Origin of the sequence: Kribbella speibonae, from assembly GCF_004331375.1 — a bacterium.
Classification (GTDB): Bacteria; Actinomycetota; Actinomycetes; order Propionibacteriales; family Kribbellaceae; genus Kribbella; species Kribbella sindirgiensis.
Window position 1 is genome coordinate 1,404,664 of the sequence record NZ_SJKC01000002.1, and the last position, 18,597, is coordinate 1,423,260.

Annotated in this window: 19 protein-coding genes; 9 read left to right on the forward strand and 10 right to left on the reverse strand. The window is 69.0% G+C overall.

Annotation, left to right across the window (positions count from 1 at the left end):
• Position 1: 1 nt before the first annotated feature.
• Positions 2-883, reverse strand: a complete 882-nt coding sequence (sigJ, locus tag E0H92_RS19880) for an RNA polymerase sigma factor SigJ (RefSeq protein WP_202873699.1) — start codon at positions 881-883, stop codon at positions 2-4.
• Positions 880-1,398 carry a cupin domain-containing protein gene (locus E0H92_RS19885; protein ID WP_131497233.1) on the reverse strand — a complete coding sequence of 173 codons (519 nt, stop codon included), beginning with the start codon at positions 1,396-1,398 and terminating at the stop codon, positions 880-882. The genes sigJ and E0H92_RS19885 overlap by 4 nt, the downstream gene beginning before the upstream one ends.
• A 175-nt stretch (positions 1,399-1,573) precedes the next feature.
• On the opposite strand from E0H92_RS19885, the gene E0H92_RS19890 reads away from it, so the two are divergent.
• Complete coding sequence (locus E0H92_RS19890; RefSeq protein ID WP_131497234.1) at positions 1,574-1,993, forward strand: iron chaperone; 420 nt, start codon at positions 1,574-1,576, stop codon at positions 1,991-1,993.
• Here E0H92_RS19890 and E0H92_RS45525 read toward each other — a convergent pair.
• On the reverse strand, positions 1,990-2,124 hold the full coding sequence (locus tag E0H92_RS45525) for a hypothetical protein (RefSeq protein ID WP_275670093.1): 135 nt from the start codon (positions 2,122-2,124) through the stop codon (positions 1,990-1,992). The two genes, E0H92_RS19890 and E0H92_RS45525, sit on opposite strands and share 4 nt — an antisense overlap.
• Complete coding sequence (locus E0H92_RS45765) at positions 2,078-2,284, reverse strand: cupin domain-containing protein (protein WP_131497235.1); 207 nt, start codon at positions 2,282-2,284, stop codon at positions 2,078-2,080. The genes E0H92_RS45525 and E0H92_RS45765 overlap by 47 nt, the downstream gene beginning before the upstream one ends.
• A 37-nt stretch (positions 2,285-2,321) precedes the next feature.
• On the opposite strand from E0H92_RS45765, the gene E0H92_RS19900 reads away from it, so the two are divergent.
• Positions 2,322-5,459 (forward strand): ATP-binding protein, encoded by a 3,138-nt coding sequence (locus E0H92_RS19900; protein WP_238173496.1) that lies wholly within the window; start codon positions 2,322-2,324, stop codon positions 5,457-5,459.
• On the opposite strand, the gene E0H92_RS19905 is transcribed toward E0H92_RS19900, so the two are convergent.
• Complete coding sequence (locus E0H92_RS19905) at positions 5,443-6,186, reverse strand: ABC transporter permease (RefSeq protein ID WP_131459235.1); 744 nt, start codon at positions 6,184-6,186, stop codon at positions 5,443-5,445. The two genes, E0H92_RS19900 and E0H92_RS19905, sit on opposite strands and share 17 nt — an antisense overlap.
• Positions 6,183-7,121, reverse strand: a complete 939-nt coding sequence (locus E0H92_RS19910) for an ATP-binding cassette domain-containing protein (protein ID WP_131497236.1) — start codon at positions 7,119-7,121, stop codon at positions 6,183-6,185. The genes E0H92_RS19905 and E0H92_RS19910 overlap by 4 nt, the downstream gene beginning before the upstream one ends.
• A gap of 139 nt (positions 7,122-7,260) precedes the next feature.
• Between E0H92_RS19910 and E0H92_RS19915 the strand changes: the two genes are divergently transcribed.
• The 6 genes from E0H92_RS19915 to E0H92_RS19940 all read left to right on the forward strand — a co-directional run bounded on the left by E0H92_RS19915 (position 7,261) and on the right by E0H92_RS19940 (position 13,498).
• Positions 7,261-7,935: a DUF4097 family beta strand repeat-containing protein gene (locus tag E0H92_RS19915; RefSeq protein ID WP_131497237.1), complete on the forward strand. Its 675-nt coding sequence runs from the start codon at positions 7,261-7,263 to the stop codon at positions 7,933-7,935.
• A gap of 183 nt (positions 7,936-8,118) precedes the next feature.
• The gene (locus tag E0H92_RS19920) at positions 8,119-9,426 is read left to right on the forward strand and encodes an ROK family transcriptional regulator (protein WP_131497238.1); all 1,308 of its coding nucleotides are present in this window, start codon (positions 8,119-8,121) and stop codon (positions 9,424-9,426) included.
• On the forward strand, positions 9,410-10,228 hold the full coding sequence (locus tag E0H92_RS19925) for an ABC transporter permease (protein ID WP_131497239.1): 819 nt from the start codon (positions 9,410-9,412) through the stop codon (positions 10,226-10,228). Before E0H92_RS19920 ends, E0H92_RS19925 begins: the two co-directional genes overlap by 17 nt.
• Positions 10,210-11,010 (forward strand): ABC transporter ATP-binding protein, encoded by an 801-nt coding sequence (locus tag E0H92_RS19930; RefSeq protein ID WP_131497240.1) that lies wholly within the window; start codon positions 10,210-10,212, stop codon positions 11,008-11,010. The genes E0H92_RS19925 and E0H92_RS19930 overlap by 19 nt, the downstream gene beginning before the upstream one ends.
• A gap of 8 nt (positions 11,011-11,018) precedes the next feature.
• Positions 11,019-12,011, forward strand: a complete 993-nt coding sequence (locus tag E0H92_RS19935; protein ID WP_131497241.1) for an aliphatic sulfonate ABC transporter substrate-binding protein — start codon at positions 11,019-11,021, stop codon at positions 12,009-12,011.
• Positions 12,008-13,498 carry a sulfatase family protein gene (locus tag E0H92_RS19940; RefSeq protein ID WP_238173497.1) on the forward strand — a complete coding sequence of 497 codons (1,491 nt, stop codon included), beginning with the start codon at positions 12,008-12,010 and terminating at the stop codon, positions 13,496-13,498. The genes E0H92_RS19935 and E0H92_RS19940 overlap by 4 nt, the downstream gene beginning before the upstream one ends.
• A 34-nt stretch (positions 13,499-13,532) precedes the next feature.
• Here the strand turns inward: E0H92_RS19940 and E0H92_RS19945 are convergent, their stop codons facing one another.
• Together E0H92_RS19945 and E0H92_RS19950 are read right to left on the reverse strand one after the other, a co-directional pair.
• A complete protein-coding gene (locus E0H92_RS19945; RefSeq protein WP_202873700.1) occupies positions 13,533-14,690 on the reverse strand; it encodes a hypothetical protein in 1,158 nt (385 codons plus the stop codon).
• 14 nt (positions 14,691-14,704) lie between these two features.
• On the reverse strand, positions 14,705-16,006 hold the full coding sequence (locus E0H92_RS19950) for a family 43 glycosylhydrolase (RefSeq protein ID WP_131497243.1): 1,302 nt from the start codon (positions 16,004-16,006) through the stop codon (positions 14,705-14,707).
• Between the two features lie 144 nt (positions 16,007-16,150).
• Between E0H92_RS19950 and E0H92_RS19955 the strand changes: the two genes are divergently transcribed.
• Positions 16,151-16,798 (forward strand): dihydrofolate reductase family protein, encoded by a 648-nt coding sequence (locus tag E0H92_RS19955; protein ID WP_131497244.1) that lies wholly within the window; start codon positions 16,151-16,153, stop codon positions 16,796-16,798.
• Positions 16,799-16,801: 3 nt separating this feature from the next.
• Here E0H92_RS19955 and E0H92_RS19960 read toward each other — a convergent pair whose 3' ends face one another.
• Together E0H92_RS19960 and E0H92_RS19965 are read right to left on the reverse strand one after the other, a co-directional pair.
• The gene (locus E0H92_RS19960; RefSeq protein WP_131497245.1) at positions 16,802-17,926 is read right to left on the reverse strand and encodes a sensor histidine kinase; all 1,125 of its coding nucleotides are present in this window, start codon (positions 17,924-17,926) and stop codon (positions 16,802-16,804) included.
• On the reverse strand, positions 17,919-18,596 hold the full coding sequence (locus E0H92_RS19965) for a response regulator transcription factor (protein WP_131497246.1): 678 nt from the start codon (positions 18,594-18,596) through the stop codon (positions 17,919-17,921). Before E0H92_RS19965 ends, E0H92_RS19960 begins: the two co-directional genes overlap by 8 nt.
• Position 18,597 lies beyond the last annotated feature (1 nt).

Consider the following 18,597-nt stretch of genomic DNA (forward strand, 5'->3'; position numbering starts at 1 on the left):
GTCAATCTAGTTGGCTGCGCAGGTACGCGAGTTTGTCGGGGTTCAGGACGGCGCGGATCGTGGTGATGGCGCCGTCGTGGATCTCGGGGACGAGTACGCCGGTGAGGGCGCCGGACTCGTGGACCAGGACGGCGAGCGTGGTGTTGACCTCGATGACGGACAGGCGAGCGATGCGGGCGCGCGGGCCGGCGGCCAGGCCGGCCAGGTAGTGCGCTGCGTTGGAGCGGCCGAAGATCGGTTCGCGGGCCGCGATCGCCTTGTCGCCGCCGTCGGCCCAGATCGCGGCGTCCTCGGTCAGGATCGCCTCCAGGCCCTTGACGTCGCCGTCGACGGTCGCCGCGATGAACCGCTCGACCAGCTTCGTACCGTCCGCGGGACGCGCGTCGAACCGCCGCCGCTCGTCACCCAGGCGGCCGAGTGCCCGGTGGTACAGCTGCCGCGCATGCCCTTCGTCGATCCCGAGCACCTCCGCGCTGTCCCGGTGCGTGTAGCCGAACGCCTCCCGCAGTACGAAGACCGCTCGCTCCGGCGGCGTCAGCTTCTCCATCAGCACGAGGAAGCCGAGCGACACCGTGTCCCGGCGTTCCACGAGTTCCTGCGGGTCATTGCCCGTGGCAACCGGCTCCGGCAGCCACGGGCCGACGTACCGCTCCCGCCGCGCGCGTGCGGACGTCAGGCGGTTGATGCACAGGTTGGTGACGACCGTGGTCAGCCAGGCGGCCGGGGTCTGCACCGGCCCATGGCCCGACCGCCAGCGCAGGTACGCGTCCTGGACGACGTCCTCCGCCTCGCTCGCCTCGCCGAGCATCCGGTACGCAATCCCGAACAGCCGCGGCCGCTGCTGCTCGAACTCGGCGACGTCGTCCACAGCCCCAATTCTCATTCAACCCCCTGGAACGGTACGAGCTGCTCGCGCTCCCCTTCCCGTACGGCAAGCTCCTGCCGCCAGACCGGATTGTCAACAAAATGATTGTCGAACAGCTCCGCCGTCGCGAGTACCTCGGCCGGCGACGCCTCTCCCCGGCGGATGCGATCGCCGAGCCGGAAGTACTCGAACCGGCTGTTGCCGGGCGCCTTCACGATCAGTACGTCGGCGCCGGTGTCCATCGGCGTACCCCACGCGTGATGCATCAGCGGCGGCACCAGCAGGTAGTCGCCCTGCCGCACCGTCAGGACCTGGTCGCCGGCCAGGATCCGGAGCGCGCCGCCGAGTAGATAGAACATCTCCGGCGATTCCTTGTGGAAGTGCGGCGGCGGGCCGTCGACGCCCGGGCCGAGCGTCGTCCGGACGACGTTCATGATCCCGTCGGTGTGCTCGGCGTCGGCGATCAGCCAGGTCCGGTTCGGCGCCTCACCGAGCCGCTCGGCGTCGGCCCCGCGGGTCAGGACTGCATCCATGTCTTCCTCCTCGTGTCCGATGCCCACCTGACCGGGCGGCGCCCCCGCTTCGTGACAGCACGGAACGTGACCGTCGTCACGCATGCGGATCGATCAGTTTTCGAGAAGCGGCGGGTGGACGGCGGCTTCTAGGGTTTGAGGTGTTGGGAACGGCAACCACTCAAGGGAGAGTCCGATGGCCACCACGAAGAAGTCGTACGACGGGTTCAGCGAAGCCGAGCGGGACGCGATGAAGGAGCGCGCGAAGGAGCTGAAGGGCAAGGAGGACCCGGCCGCGGCACAGGCAGCGAAGATCGCCGGGATGGCCGACGCCGACCGCGAGATCGCCGAGCGGTTGAACGAGCTGATCCCCCAGATCGCGCCGGAACTGACTCCGAAGCTCTGGTACGGCATGCCCGGCTGGGCGAAGAACGGCAAGATCGTCGTCTTCTTCCAGGACGCCGCGAAGTTCAAGTACCGCTACTCGACCGTCGGCTTCCAGGACACCGCCAACCTCGACGACGGCGACATGTGGCCCACGTCGTACGCGATCACCAAGCTGACCCCCGCCGTCGAGAAACAACTCACCGCGCTGGTCAAGCGGGCCGTCAGCTAAGGCGTCGGCGGCGGAGCCAGGATCGTGATGCCGTGGCGGGCGGCGATCGCCGTCACCGCGGCGAGGTCCGGCGGCACGGCGGGCTCAGGTGGCAAGGTCAGCGGTCCCGGGCCCGGCCAGATGTTCGTCATCGCCGAGCACCACCCGCAGCTCACCGTCCAGCACGATGAGTGACTCCTCTTCGTGTTCATGGATGTGCACCGGGCTACCGCTCCCCCGACGCGCCAGGTTCTCAGTCAGCGAGAAGGCCCCGCCGGTCTGCTCCCCACTCACCCGAACCTGCGCCGGCATCACCAGCCTGTGCAGGGACTGGTCAGGTGGGCGCCGGGTGCGTGGCAAGATCTGCTGGGTGCAGATCGGGATGCTGGGGCCGTTTGAGGTGCGTGCGGACGATGGGGGGCTTGTCGACGTACCGGGGGCGCGGTTGCGTGGGCTGTTGATCGTGCTTGCGCTGGATGCCGGGCGGGTGGTTCCGAAGGCGACGTTGGTCGACTGGATCTGGGGTGAGCAGCCGCCGGCGGATGCTGCGAATGCCCTGCAGCGGTTGGTGTCGCGGCTGCGGAAGGTGTTGCCGGACGGCTCGGTCGAGGGTCACACGGACGGGTACCGGCTGCAGATCGATCCCGAGGCTGTCGACGCCGTACGGTTCGAACGTCTCCTCACTCGTGCCCGCACCGACCAGGACCCGCAAGGCGTCCGGCTGCTGCGTGAGGCGCTCGGGCTGTGGCGCGGCTCGGCGATGCAGGATGTCGGGCTGACCGAGAGCGGCGCGTTCGACGCGGCCGTGACCCGGCTCGACGGTCTCCGCCTGACCGCGATGGAGGACCGGTACGACGCCGAGATCACCCTCGGCCACGGCGCGGACCTCGTCACCGAGCTGACCGACCTGGTCGCCGCGCACCCGGTCCGCGAACGCCTCGTCGCCGCCCTGATGCGCGCGCTGGTCGCCTCCGGCCGCGACACCGAGGCGCTCCGCGTGTACGAGCGCACCCGCGAGACCCTCGCCGACGAACTCGGCGTCGACCCCTCGCCGGAGCTGTCCGCGCTGCACGTCGCCCTCCTCCGCGGCGAGCTCGTACGCCGGGACGAGAAGCGCAACACGAACCTCCGCGAAGAACTCACGACGTACGTCGGCAAGGACGCCGACATCGCCACCGTCCGCGACCTGATCGCGGGGCACCGCCTGACGACGCTGATCGGGCCTGGCGGATCGGGAAAGACCAGGCTCGCGAGCGAGACCGCGCGAACCGTCCTGGGCGACCTGCCCGACGGCGCGTGGATGGTCGAACTCGCGGCGATCGGCGCCGACGACAACGTGGCCCAGGCGACGCTCGGCGCGCTCGCGCTGCGGGACGCGCTGCTCGGCGACGTACCGGACGCGGACCCGACGGACCGGGTGATCGCCGCGGTCCGCGAGCGGGCGATGCTGCTGATCCTGGACAACTGTGAGCACGTGATCGAGTCCGCGGCGACGTTCGCCCATCGGGTGCTCGGCGAGTGCCCGCGGCTGCGGATCCTCGCGACCAGCCGGGAACCGCTCGGCATCACCGGCGAGGCGCTGTGGCCGGTCGCACCGTTGGCACTTCCAACGGATGACGGCGGCTCCTCACCAGCGGTCCAGCTCCTCCAGGACCGGGCCCGGGCGGTCCGCGCGGACCTCGCCCTGGATCCGGAGACGATGGCGCGCATCTGCCGGGCGCTCGACGGTATGCCGCTGGCGATCGAGCTGGCCGCGGCGCGGTTGCGGACGATGTCGCTGGAGCAGCTCGCCAACCGTCTCGATGACCGGTTCCGCCTGCTGACCGGCGGCAGTCGTACGGCGCTCCCCCGCCACCGCACGCTGCGGGCGGTGGTCGACTGGAGCTGGGAGCTGCTGTCCGAAGCCGAGCGGGCTGCGCTGCGCAGGCTGTCGGTGTTCGCGGGCGGTGCGAGCCTGGAGGCGGCCGAGCAGGTCTGCGCGGGTGGCGAGGTCGAGTCGTGGGAGGTGCTCGACTTACTGACGGCGTTGACCGAGAAGTCCTTGGTGGTCACAAAGGACGAGGGCGCGCCGCGGTACCGGCTGCTCGGCACGATCAAGGAGTACGCCCAGCAGCGGCTCGAGGAAGCGGGCGAGACCGACCAGGCCCGCCGTACCCATCTCGGCTACTTCACCGAGCTGGCCGAGGCCGCCGACCCGCACCTGCGCCGTACGGAGCAGCTCGAATGGCTGGCGAACGTCGCGACCGAGCACGACAACATCGCCGCCGCGATGCGCGGGGCACTGGCTGCAGGCGACGCGGCGGGCTCGATGCGGCTCGCCGCGGCCGCCGGGTGGTACTGGTGGTTCGCGGGGCACAAGGTCGAGGGCAGTGAGTTCCTGCTGGCGGCGCCGGACGTGCCCGGCGAGGTGCCCGACGAGAGCCGCGCCGTGGTGTACGCGTTCGTCGCCAACTTCATGACGTCGGGGCGTGGCCGCGACCAGTTCAACGCGGTCGACTGGATCCACAAGGCCGCGGACATCAGCCGGCGGGTCAAGAGCACACACCCGGCGGTAACCCTGTCGACCGCGCTGGAAGGCCTGCTGCAAGGGCCTGACTCCTTCGTGTCCGCGTTCGAACCGCTGCTGACCGCCGACGATCCCTGGGTACGGGCGTTGGCGCGGCTGCAGACCGGCAAGATGCGGATCATGCTCGGCGACGGCGGCCGGGATGCCGACCAGGCGATCGAAACCGCCTTCGCCGAGTTCCGCGCGATCGGTGAACGCTGGGGGATGTCGTTCGCGCTGACCGAGCTCGCCGACCGGCTCGCGGTCCGCGGCGAGTTCGCCGACGCGTGCGCGTACTGCGAGCAGGCGATCGCGGTCGCCGCGGAGGTCGGCGCGACCGAGGACGTCGTACGGATGCGGTCGCGGCAGGCGCAGCTGTACTGGCTCGCCGGTGACCTGGACGCGAGCGCAGCCGCGATGACGGACGCCGTGCGGCAGGCGGAGCGTGTCGCGTGGCCGGAGGCCCTTGTCGAGTTGGCGTTGTGCAAGGCGGAGCTCGCACGGTGGAGCGGCGACGCCGAGGAGGCGCACCGGCAGCTCGACCTGGCGACCACGATGCTGGGCCACGAGGCCGAGCGGGCGAACCTGCGCGCGATGATCCAGGACGTCCTCGGGTATCTGGCGACGGACCTCGACCAGGCCTGGCAGCACCGCAGCGCGTCGTTCCAGGCGGCGGCCGAGGGCGGGCACCCGCCCGGGATCGCCCAGATGCTCGTCGGGATCGCGGATCTGGCGTTGCGCACCGATCAGGACGAGCAGGCCGCGCGGCTGCTCGCCGCGAGCGCCGTCGTCCGCGGACTGCCCGACCGGTCCAACCCCGATGCGGACCGGCTGGAGCAGGAAACGCGCCGCCGCCTCGGTGACGAGAAGTTCACCGAGGCGACGGAAGAGGGCCGGCAGGCGAGCTGGCGAGAGCTCGTCGAGGTCACGCTCGCTTCTTGAACGTCGAGGTCGCCCAGAAGTATCCGACCACGGCGATCCCGAGGCACCAGGCGAACGCGGCGATCAGGTCACCGGTCTGCGGCGAGCCGTTCAGCAGGCCGCGCAGCGACTCGATGATCGGCGTGAAGGGCTGGTACTGCGCGAACTGCTTCACACCGGGACCCATCTTGTCGGCCGGCACGATGGCGCTGCTGAAGAACGGCAGCATCACCAGCGGCACCGAGGCCAGACCCGCGGTCTCGGGTGTCTTCGCAAAGAGGCCCAGGGCAACGGTCAGCCAGCCGGTGGCCAGTCCGAGCAGTACGACGAGACCGATCACGGCCAGCCATTGCGCGAAGCTCGCCGACGGGTTGAAGCCGAGCGCGAACGCGACCCCGATGATCGCGGCGATCGCGATCAGGTTGGTCATCACGCTGGCGATCACGTGCCCGGTCAGGACCGCGCCGCGCGGCACGTCCATCACCTTGAAGCGGTTGATGATGCCCTTGGTCATGTCGGAGTTCACGGCCGTCGCCACGGCGCCGAGCCCGTAGCAGACCGCCAGCAGGAGCATGCCGGGAGTCGCGTAGTCGACGTACGGGACGCCGACGCTGAACGCGTCACCGAGCATGTAGACGAACATCAGCATCACCACGACCGGCATCAGGACCGCGTTGAAGACGGAGGTCGGGTTCCGCGCGATGTGCTTGAGGTTGCGGCGCAGCATCACGATCGAGGGGTTCTTCATTTCGCGACTACCTCCGCGGTGTCGTGGCCCGTCAGGGCGAGGAATACGTCATCGAGGTCAGGGGTGTTGACGGAGAACTCGTCGGCGTCGAGCGAGTACTCGGCAAGCCGGTCGAGCAGCGTGCGGACCGACTGGGTGCCGCCGTCGCTGGGGACCCGCAGGGTCAGCGCGTCGTCGTCCCGGGTCGAGTCGGGCAGGATCCGCGCGGCGGTGTCGAGGTCCTCGATCGAACCGAAGCGGAACCGGACGTGGGTGCCGGGGATCTGCCGCTTGAGCTCCTCCGGGGTGCCCTGGGCGACCAGACGGCCCTTGTCGAGCACCGCGATCTGGTCGGCCAACTGGTCGGCCTCGTCGAGGTACTGCGTGGTCAGGAAGATGGTCACGCCGTCGGCGAGCAGCTCGCGGATGATCGTCCACATGGTGCGCCGGCTGCGCGGGTCGAGGCCCGTCGTCGGCTCGTCCAGGAAGATGATCTTCGGGTCGCCGACCAGGGTCATCGCCAGGTCGAGCTTGCGGCGCATGCCGCCGGAGTACGTCGCCGCCGCCTTGTCGGCCGCCTCCGCCAGGTCGAAGCGCTGCAGCAGATTGTCAACAATCCGCTTGTCGTCCGTGACCGGGCTGAGGTCGACCATCAGCTGGAGGTTCTCGCGGCCGGTCAGCAGCTCGTCCACGGCCGCGAACTGGCCGGTGACGCCGATCGCGGACCGGACCGCCTTGGCCTCGGTCGCGACGTCGTGCCCGGCCACCCGGACCGTGCCGCTGTCGGCCTTGGTCAGCGTGGTCAGCACGTTCACCGTGGTCGTCTTGCCGGCCCCGTTCGGGCCGAGCAGGGAGAAGACGGTGCCCGCGGGGACGTCGAGGTCGATCCCGTCGAGCACGGTCTTGTCGCCGAATGCCTTGCGCAGTCCTGTGACCGCGATCGCCGAAGTTGTCATGGGAACACCTTCGGCGGGCGTCCTGACACGCACCTGACACGCCGCCTACACGGTGTCAGCCCCCTGTCCGCGCTCGTCGCAGGGCCCTGTCAGCGCGCGCGGCCAGAGTTGTCGGCAACCGACACCCCAAGGAGCTCAGATGTCCACGTTCACCACTCCCGCACCGATCTCGGCCACCGTCGACATCATCTTCGGCGACATCACGGTGCGGGCGAGCGACCGTACCGACACCGTCGTCGAGGTCCGGCCCGTCGACCCCGCCTGGGACCTGGACGTGAAGGCCGCCGAGCAGGTGGTCGTCGAGTTCACCGACGGCAAACTGCAGGTCAAGCACCCGAAGCTGCGCTCGATCTTCAGCAAGCGGTACGGCGCGGTCGTGGTGCTGATCGAGCTGCCGACCGGCTCCGACGTCCAGGGATACACCGCCAAGGGCGAGTACGTCGTCGAGGGCGAGGTCGGCTCGTGCGAGCTGAAGACCGCAAACGGCGACATCCGGGTCGGCACGGTGACCGGCAACCTCCGGGCCAAGTCGGCCACCGGCCACATCACCGTCGAAGCGGCCGGCGCCGACATCAACGCCCGGACCGCGAGCGGCAACATCCACGTCGGCGCCATCGGCACCGGCAACGTCGACCTCTACACCGCCACCGGCGAGGTCGCGATCGACGTACCCGAAGGCACCGCGGCCGCCCTGGACGCACACACCTCGGTCGGCCGCATCTTCAACGAACTGGAGTCCGTCAACCACCCAGCCCGCACCGTCAAGGTCCGCGCCCGCACCCACGGCGGCAACATCACCCTCCGCTCAGCCTGATGCCCGGATCTCCAGGCCATCACGATTGCCCGCCCCAGCGCACCCTGAGCGCACCCGCCCCCGGCGTCCATCAATTGTGATGGCCTGGCGGTCGGTGGGGAGTTGCGCCCGGTGCCGTCGGAAAGGAAGCCGAATTTTGTCGGAGTGTTGACGGAATAATTCCGGGTTTCTACCGTCGCCGTTGTGCAGAGCTATCCAGGAGTGCAGGCGCTGGTGCGGAGGACCCACGAAGAGCGGGTCCTCCAGGTGCTGCGGGAGCAGGGCGCGCTCAGCCGGAACCAGATCGCCCGGGCCATCGGCCTGTCCCGCACCACGCTGTCCGAGATCACCGGGAGCCTGCTGCAACGGGGCGCGATCGTGGTGACCGACACCGACGCGGCCCATCGCGAGGGCAGCGGCCGGCCCGCTGAGCGGCTGGCGCTGGATCCGGCTTCCGGGCAGTTCATGGGCGTCGACTTCGGGCATCGCCGCGTCCACGTCGTCGTGGCCGACGCCTCGCACGAGATCGTGGCCTCTGGTTCCGACCGGTATGCGGACCATGTCGACTGGCCGACCCGGCTCGATGTCGCCTTCCGCCTGGTGGAGCGCCTCAGCGACCAGTACGGCGTCCACTACGGCGCGCTGCAGGGGGTGGGGATCGGCATTCCCGGGCCGTACTCGGGCAAGCCGGGCGTACGCGACTACCCCTCGCACCGGTCGGCGGCCGACGGTTTCCACGAGGCGTCGGTCGACGAGGCCTTCGGGGAGCGATTCGGCGCGCCGGTGATCGTCGACAACAACACCCGGCTGGCGGCGCTGGCGGAGGCGATCTTCGGTGAGAAGGCGATCGAGAACCTCCTCTACGTCCGTCTGTCCGACGGCGTCGGCGGCGGGCTCGTGGTGGGCGGCCGGCTGGTGTCCGGTTCGGCCGGGCTGGCCGGCGAACTCGGCCACGTCACAGTCACGGCCGACGGCAGCCCCTGCCGGTGCGGCAAGAACGGCTGCCTCGAGACCATCGCCTCGGTCCCCGCGATCCTGGCCGCCTGCCGGGCGGCCGGGCTCCCGGTGGAGAGCCTGGACGACCTCGCGGCCGCGATCGCCCGCTCGCATCCACTGGCCGACCGGGTACTGCGCGACGCTGCCGCCGCGGTCGGCCGCGTACTCGCTGCCGTCGCGATGGCGCTGAACCCGTCCGAGATCGTCATCGGCGGAGAGATCACCCGCCTCGCGCCCGTGATCGTCCAGCAAGCCTCCGCAACAGTCGCGTACGAGAGCTTCCCGAGCACCCCCTCCCCCGACGTACGAGCGGCGCACCTCGCCGCGCACGCCGCCGACGTACGGGCAGCGCACCTGGCCGACGACGACGGCGCTCTCGGTGCCCTCGCCGCGGTGTTCCACAGCTCGCCACTGCTGGCGGGCTACCCAGAGACGCCGGCGCCGACCGGCGCCGGTCCGCGGGCGGCGATGCCCCCGCGGCAGACCCGAGGAGTGGCCGATGGCCGTCATCAGTGACCAGACCGCCCGCGGCGCCAAGCCGCGCGACCGCGCCGGCGGACGAACGCGCACCCGGACGGGTGGTCTTCCCCTGCTCCTGAACGCGGTCTCGGTCGCCCTCGGTATCGCGGTGTGGTGGGCGCTGGCTCTCGCCGGACTCAAACTGCCCACGCCGCCCGAGGTCGTCACGCAGGCGATCACCCTGATCGGGAACGGCACGCTGGGCAAGGACGTCCTGGCCAGCCTGACCCGGGTCCTGATCGGCTTCGCGCTCGGCACCGCCGCCGCCGTCCCCGTCGGGTTCCTGATGGGCTGGTACGCCGCCGTTCGCGGACTGGTCGAGCCGTGGATCCAGTTCTTCCGTACCGTTCCGCCGCTGGCGATCATCCCGCTGGCCATCGTGCTGATGGGGATCGGCGAGGCGCCGAAGATCTTCGTGATCTTCCTGGCCGCGTTCCTCGCCTGCGTGATCTCGACGTTCCAGGGCGTGGTCAACGTCGACCGCACGCTGATCAACGCGGCCCGGGTGCTGGGCGCCAAGGACGCCGGCATCTTCGCCCGGGTGGTGGTGCCCGCGTCGACGCCGTTCATCCTCGTCGGCATGCGGGTGGGGCTCGGGTCGGCCTGGGCCACTCTGGTCGCCGCCGAGCTGATCGCCGCGCAGCAGGGCCTCGGCTTCCGGATGCAGAACGCGCAGCTCTACTACGACCTGCCGACGATCTTCGTCGGCCTGATCTCGATCGGGATCCTCGGCCTGCTGATGGACCGGATCCTGCTCGTGGCCGAACGCAAACTCACCGGATGGCAGGAGCGCCGATGATCTCCGTCCAGTCCGTCACCAAGACATTTGCCTTGGGCAAGGACACCTTCACCGCCCTCGACCAGGTGTCGCTCGACATCGCGGACAACGAGTTCATCACCGTGGTCGGTCCGTCGGGGTGCGGCAAGAGCACGCTGATGAACATCCTCGCCGGTCTGGAGGAACCGACCGCGGGGCGCGCGCTCGTCGACGGCGTACCGGTGTCGGGGCCCGGGCCCGAGCGCGGCGTGATCTTCCAGCAGTACGCGCTCTTCCCCTGGCTCACCGTGCGCAAGAACGTCGAGTTCGGCCTCAAGACCGCAGGCGTCGGCAAGGCCGAGCGACGCGAACGGGCCCAGCACTTCATCGACCTGGTAGGGCTCGGCGACTTCGCGGACGCGCTGCCCAAGATGCTGTCCGGCGGTATGCGGCAGCGCTGCGCGATCGCCCGTGCGTACGCCGTGAATCCGTCGATCCTGCTGATGGACGAACCGTTCGGCGCCCTGGACGCTCTGACCCGGGTCAAGCTGCAGGAGCAGCTCCTCGACACCTGGAGCCAGGAGCAGCGCACGGTCCTGTTCATCACGCACGACGTCGACGAGGCGGTCTTCCTCGCGAACCGCGTCATCGTGATGGCCGCCCGGCCGGGACGGATCTACGACGTGGTCGAGGTCGACCTGCCGTACCCGCGGTCGGAGGACTTCCGCCTCAGCCCCGAGTTCGCCGACCTGCGCAACCGGGTCTGGCACTCCGTCTACCACCAGGACGGCCGCACCGCGGCCCCTGTCGCAGCTCGATCTTAAGGAACCTCATGTCTCTTTCACGCAAGCTGGCGGCTGGTGCCGTCGCTCTCACCCTCGCCCTCGCCGGTTGCGGCGGATCCGAAGACGAAGCAGGCGGACCCCTGCAGACCGTGAACTTCGGCTACATCGCCGACTACAACGGCACCAGCCTGCTCGCGATCGCGAAGGACCAGAAGCTCTGGGAGAAACACGGGCTGAAGGCCGACGCCAAGGTCTTCACCAACGGCCCGCTGCAGATCCAGGCGCTCGGCACCGGCGACCTCGACTTCGGCTACATCGGCCCGGGCGCGTTCTGGCTGCCGGCGTCCGGGCAGGCGAAGATCATCGCGATCAACACCCTCGGCAACGCCGACCGGGTGATCGCCCGCTCCGGCACCACCTCGATCGACCAGCTCCGCGGCAAGACCGTCGGCGTACCGGAAGGCACGTCGGGTGACATGATCCTCACCCTCGCGCTGCAGAAGGCCGGGATGACGAAGAAGGACCTGAAGGTCGTCAACATGGACGCCTCGACGATCGTCTCGGCGTTCGCGTCCAAGAAGATCGACGCGGCCGGCTTCTGGTACCCCGCCATCGGCACCATCAAGAAGCAGGTGCCGGATCTGACCGAGCTCGCCAAGAACTCCGACTTCGAGTCCCAGGTCTCGTTCCCGACCGCATTCGTGGCCGGCAACGACGTCGTGTCGGGCCAGAAGGACAAGACCGAGAAGACGATCGCCGTACTGCGGGACGCGATGGCCTACCGCTCCGCGAACCCGGACAAGGCGATCGAACTGACCGCGAAGATGCTCAGCGTGCCGGTCGACCAGGTCAAGGCGGACGCGAGCAACGTCAAGGTGCTGCCGGTCGACGAACTCGACGCCAAGACCAAGGACGGCACGATCGGCAAGTGGCTGAACGGAATGACCGACTACTTCGTCCAGGCCGGAAAGCTCAAGACGAAGACGGACCCGAAGACCTACTACACGGGCGATCTGTTCACCGCGGCGGCGTCCAAGTGACCGAGCCGAAGAACATCCTGTTCCTGATGACCGACCAGCACCGGGCCGACACCCTCGGTGCCTACGGCAACCAGTTGGGCACGACCCCGAACCTCGACGAGCTGGCCCGCACCGGGACCCGGTTCGACCGCTGGTACACGCCGACGGCGATCTGTACGCCGGCCCGCGCCAGCCTGCTCACGGGTCAGGCGCCGTTCCGGCACAAGCTGCTGGCGAACTACGAGCGGAACGTCGGGTATCTCGAGGACCTGGGCGAAGGACAGTTCGCGTTCTCGCAGGCGCTGCGCGATCGTGGCTACAACTGCGGGCTGATCGGCAAGTGGCATGTCGGCACGCGGAAGTCGGCCGGTGACTTCGGCTTCGACGGCCCCGATCTCCCGGGCTGGCACAACCCGGTCGATCACCCGGACTACCTGGCCTACCTCGAGGAGCGGGGACTGCCGCCGTACGAGATCTCGGACCGGATCCGCGGCACGCTGCCCAACGGCGGGCCCGGCAACCTGCTCGCCGCCCGGCTGCACCAGCCGGTGGAGGCGACCTTCGAGCACTATCTCGCGACGCGGGCGATCGAGATGCTGGAGCGGTACGCCGCGGACGGTGGGAAACCGTTCTTCCTCGCACTGCACTTCTTCGGGCCGCACCTGCCGTACATCCTGCCGGACGAGTACTTCGACCTGATCGATCCCGCGGATGTCGAACTGCCGCGATCGGTGGCGGAGACGTTCCAGGGCAAGCCGATGGTGCAGAAGAACTACAGCGCGCACTGGACATTCGACACGATGCCGATCGAGACCACGCGCAAGCTCATCGCGATCTACCAGGGGTACGTCGCGCTGATCGACTTCGAGCTTGGCCGGGTGCTCGACGCGATGGAGCGGCTCGGGCTCGCCGACGATACGTCGGTGTTCTTCACGTGTGACCACGGGGAGTTCACCGGCTCGCACCGGCTGCACGACAAGGGGCCGGCGATGTACGAGGACATCTACCGCACTCCCGGTCTGCTACGCGTGCCGGGGCAGCCGGAAGGCGTCGTACGGGATGAGTTCGTGAGTCTGCTCGACTGCACCGCGACGATCCTCGAACTGGCCAGCGCCGATCCGAAGGCGGCCGTGGACTCGCGGAGCCTGCTGCCGCTGGTGAGCGGAGAGCCGGTCGAGTGGGACGACGACATCGTGTGCGAGTTCCACGGGCACCACTTCCCTTACCCGCAACGGATGCTGCGGACGGACCGGTACAAGCTCGTGGTGAATCCGGACTCGGTGAACGAGCTCTACGACCTGGAACTCGATCCGGACGAACTGCTCAACGTGTACGAGCACCCGGAGCAGGCCGAGGTACGGTCGCGGATGCTGCGACGGCTGTACACGGTGCTGCGGGAGCGTGGCGACAACTTCTACCACTGGATGACGTCCATGTACGACGTGGGCGAGGTCGCCTACGACCCGACGATGAGCGGCCTCGACGAAACGACGTACCAGAAGGAGTAGTGCCCGTGGGCCCTCAGCCGAGGGCCCACGGCTCTCACTGCAGTGCGCGGAAGTCGTCGATCCAGGCATAGCCCGGCGTCGACATGGCGCTGTCACGCGGCCGCACCGTCAGCGGGGCGAACACTGAGTTCAACAGCCAGGGCGTTTTCGTGGCGCTCCATCCGGTTGTCATGGACGGGATCTGCCGGAAGCCGTACGTCGCCACAGCCAGCCGGCCCGTCGCGCGGAAGCGGTCCAACTCGTCCCGCAGGAAGTGCTTCTTGGACTCGAACCACGGGCTCTCGGACAGCAGATCGTTCCACTTGCGCGCGGGGAACGGCGCCTTGATCGCGTCGCCGATGACCTGCCACACCTGCGTTTCCGGCAGATAGCCGTACCGCTGGGCGAAGGCCGCCGGGATGCGGTCGGTGAGGTGCTGCTGCCAGTACCAGACGAGCGAGAACTCGGTGACGAGGAACGTCTGGCCGGGCCGGAGCCGCGGCAGTGTGTAGTCGAGGAATTTCTGGATCGCCGCCTCGTCGGCGACGTGCGGATGCAGGTCGACGCCCTCGAGCTCAGGTGTCTCGCGGACGAACCTCAGATAACGCTCGACGGCGGGTGTGCGGTTCTGCGGCAGATCCAGCCGGTTCAGTGCGCCCATGAAGAGGTGGGTGGTGCTTCCTGCGGGCTGGGCCTGGATGATGTGGCGCGCGACGGTCTCGTAGAACTCGTTGAGGCGTACGTCGCGCTCGGCCGGCAAGCTCTCGATGAACGGCTCGTTGCCGATCGTGACAACGTCTACCGTGCCGAGCACCAGCGGGAGCACTCGATCGAGTCGCTCGAGCTCGGCGGCCATCTCCGGGGTGCCTGGTCGTGGGAACGACGTCCCGGTCTTCGGGAACTTCAGGCTGAGCAGGGTCTTGTAGCCGCGGTTGTGAGCATCGCGGATGACCTTGAGGGTCTCGCTCTGCCCGGGCGGGACGGTGTCGGCCTCGGGCAGCGGGTAGAAGCCGCGGACCCAGGTCGCGCGTGCCGCGCGCAGCTCGCGATAGTTCAGCTGATCCAGGTTCTCGTTGTAGTTGGCACCGAGCGCGCCCAGCGCCGGGAGTGTGTTAGCGGTTGGCGCGGGGGTGGCGGCTCCGCTGAGGGAGCCACCACTCACCAGGACCAGCGCGCCGGCGACCAGGAGGATGCGGGTGAGCACACGGGGCATGACAAAGCTCCGGTTCAGCCGTTGGCCGGTCGGCGCTTGACGTAGATTCGGTTGGTCTCGGGGCCGGTCCATTCCATCCGTACGACGCCTGGTACGGCGGCATCGTCGACGCGGGTGGGGTCTGCCCAGTAGCCGAAGGCAGGGTTGCGGAAGAACGTGGCCCATAGGTGGCCGGCGGCGTCGGTGAACAGGTTGTTGTGGCCGGCGCCGACACCTGCGGTCCAGCGTTTCGAGTACGGGCCTTCGAAGTGGTCGGCGACGGCCATGATCAGGTCGTACTGGTATTGGACGCGGCCCGGTGCGGGCGGGTCGTAGGCGTTGCGTGCAGTGCCGTCCGGGTTCGTCGAGGCGCGGTCCCAGGCGGCGTGCATGAGGTAGTACTTTCCGCCGTGCTTCATCACGTACGCGCCCTCGAGGTACGGCTCGGGTGTGTAGGCGGTCTGCTGGAACGTGGGCAGGTTGGTCGTGGGGACGATGTCCTCCATGTCGTCGCGGAACTTCGCGTAGAGGTTGTTGTGCAGGACGAGCCACGCGTCGTCGCCCTCGGAGTACAGGCCGCCGTCGATGTGGTGGTAGGCGCCGGGTTCAATGAACGGCGGGCCGCCGATGAACGAGTCGCCGAACGGCTTGTCGTAGTTGCCCTGGGCAACCCGGTACGGGCCCTCGACGCCGCCCTCGCTGATCAGCAGGAACGATCCGACCTTGCGCGAGTGGTCGCCCATGCAGGCAACGATGTACCAGGTCCCGCGGAAGTAGTGCAGCTCGGGAGCCCAGGCGTTTCCTCGCTTACCGAACTGGTCGTCGTACCAGTACTCCTGCCACGGAGCGACGACAGTACGGCCCGGCGTGTTCTCGCCGGCGAACTCGGGTGACCAGACCTTGCCCCGCTCCGCGTCCGGCCGGATCCCGCTCGTGTCGGCGAGTCGCCACGGGCCGCGCAGCGACGATGCGGTCCAGACGAAGATCCCGTCGTTCCACGGACCGGCGCCCGGCCGCCCCGGTACCCGCGTCGTACCCGTTGCGACGTACAGCGGGCGGCCATCGACCCGGAAGCAGTTGACATACGTGTCGCGCATCCACACCCGCCCGAGCTCCTCGTCACGGGGCCGGAGTTCGAGCGGCAGCACGAAGGAGTTGTTGTCCCGCGGCCACAGGTCGAGCCGGGTGTCAGCCACGCCGTACGGCGTCAGCTCGGGCCAGGCCGCCGGATACCGCGAACTGCTTCCGTACGCCGTTCCGCCCGGCAGTGCCGTGGCGCCGACAGCCCCGGCCAGGCCGCCCAGAACCGTTCTCCTGTTGATGTGAGCTCTCTCCATACCGGACACGCTAATCAGACTCATTCCGCCGGTGAACCAGCGGCAAAATGGAGATTTCTGTGGGGTGATGTCAAGACGGGGCGGCCGGTGCCGACCTTTCCGTGAGGGCGCCGAAGGGCGGTGCCGGAACGAAGGAGTAGTGCGATGTCCGAAGTTCGTGTTCACAACCTTGCGATCTCGCTCGACGGGTTCGCCACTGGGGACGGGCAGTCCCTGGAGGCGCCGTTCGGGCATGCCGGCGAGCGGCTGCACGAGTGGCTGGTCGCCACCAAGTTCTTCCACGCGGCGGACGGTCTGCCCGGTGGCACCGTCGGCACCGAGAACGCGTTCGCCGAACGGCACGAGCCGGGGATCGGCGCCGAGATCATGGGCGCCGGGAAGTTCGGCCCGCCCGGCTGGCAGGACGATCCGGACTGGAAGGGCTGGTGGGGCCCGAACCCGCCGTTCCACTCGCCGGTGTTCGTGCTCACCCACCGCCCGCGCGCGTCGGTCGAGATGGAGGGCGGGACGACGTACCACTTCCTCGACGGCACGCCCCAGGAAGCGATCGAGCAGGCCCGGGCCGCGGCGAACGGCGCCGACATCCGGGTCGGCGGCGGTCCGACCGTCGTCCGCGAGTTCCTGGCCGAGGGCCTGGTCGACTACGCGCACATCGCCCAGGTCCCGATCCTGCTGGGCCGCGGCGTCCGCCTGTGGGACGGCCTGGAGGCCCTCGAGGACACCTACGACATCGAGGTCGTCACGAGTCCGAGCGGCATCACGCACCTGACTCTCACGGCCAAGAACCGCTGAAGATCAGATTTCCGGCCCGGCGGCTCCACGGGCTCGTCGCGTCCAGCTCTTCTCGACACTCCGCAAGGGCAGTTCCACGGTGGCGCGGAGCCCGCCGCCGTCGCGTGGAGTGAGGGTGAGGGTTCCGTTGTGGGCCTGCGCGATGCTGTTGACGATGGCGAGGCCGAGCCCGACGCCCGCGTGGTCGGAGCGGGCGCGCTCGGCCCCCCGCTGAAACGGCTCGACCAGCGTGGACACCAGGTGCGCGGTCAGTTTCTGGCCGGTGTTCTCGACGGTGAGCGACACGGTCCGGGGGCCGACGCCGGTCCGGACCCAGATGCTGCCCTGAACCGGCAGATTGTGGACGATCGCATTGTGGACGAGGTTCGTCGTCAGCTGCAGGAGGAGCGAGGTCGAACCCATGGTGGGGGCCACGTCTCCCGAGGTCTCAAGGGTGAGGCCGCGCTTCTCCGCGAGTGGGAGCAGCGTCTCGGTGGCCTCCTCCGCCAGGAGGGACAGGTCGACGGGTTCCCGGATGAAGGTCCGCTGGTTGGCGCGGCTGAGCATGAGCAGCGCCTCGATGAGGTCGATCGCCCGGGTGTTCACCAGGTGCAGGCGCTCGACGAGTTCGCCGGGGTCGTGGTTCAGGTCCTTGCGGGCCACGTCGAGCAGTGTCTGCGTGATCGCCAGCGGGGTGCGCAGTTCGTGCGAGGCGTTCGCCGCGAACCGCCGCTGCTCCGCGTCGTGCGCCTCGATCCGGGCGAGCATGACGTCGAAGGCGTCGGCCAGCTCGCGGAACTCGTCGGTGCGGCCCTCCAGATGGATCCGGTGCGACAGCGAGCCGTTCGCGGCCAGGCGGGTCGCGTTGGTGATCCGGGTCAGCGGCGCGAGCATGCTGCCGGCCAGAATCCATCCACCGGCGAGACCGAAGACCAGCAGGAACGCCAGCATCATGGTGACCTTCGGGACGAAGGCACGCATCAGGTCGGAGCGGTCGGGCGTGCGTAGCGGGCCCATTGTCACGTCAGGCACGTAGCGCAGCAGGAACACCCACACGACCGCGAGCAGCAAGGCACCGGCCAGCATGATGAATCCCGCATAACTGAGAGTCAGCTTGAGCCGAACGCTCAGCCCGGGCTCCCTATTCACGACCCTCAGCTCCAGTGTCGATGCGATAGCCGGAGCCGGCCACGGTGGCGATCAGCCACGGCTCACCGAGGCGTTTGCGCAGTGCCGAGACAGTGATCCGTACGGCGTTCGTAAACGGGTCGGCGTTCTCGTCCCAGGCCCGCGCGAGCAGCTCCTCCGCGCTGACGACCCCTCCTTCGGCAGCGACCAGGACCTCGAGGACGGCGAACTGCTTCCGGGTGAGCGCGACGTACCGGCCGTCGCGGTAGACCTCCCGGCGGAACGGGTCCAGCCGCAGGCCCGCGATCTCCCACACCGGCGGCCGGTTGTGGGCGCGTCGGCGGTCGAGCGCCCGCAACCGGAGCACCAGCTCCTGGAGTTCGAACGGTTTCGTGAGGTAGTCGTCGGCGCCGAGCTCGAACCCCGACGCCTTGTCGTCGATCCGGTCGGCCGCGGTCAGCATCAGGATCGGCATACCGCTGCCCGAGGCAACAATCCGCTTGGCGATCTCGTCGCCGGACGGGCCCGGGATGTCGCGGTCCAGAACAGCGATGTCGTAGCTGTTGATACTCAGCAGCTCCAGCGCCACGTCACCGTCGCCGGCCACATCGGCGGCGATCGCTTCGAGGCGCAGACCGGCACGGATGGCGTCCGCCATCTCAGGTTCGTCCTCGACGATCAGTACCCGCACA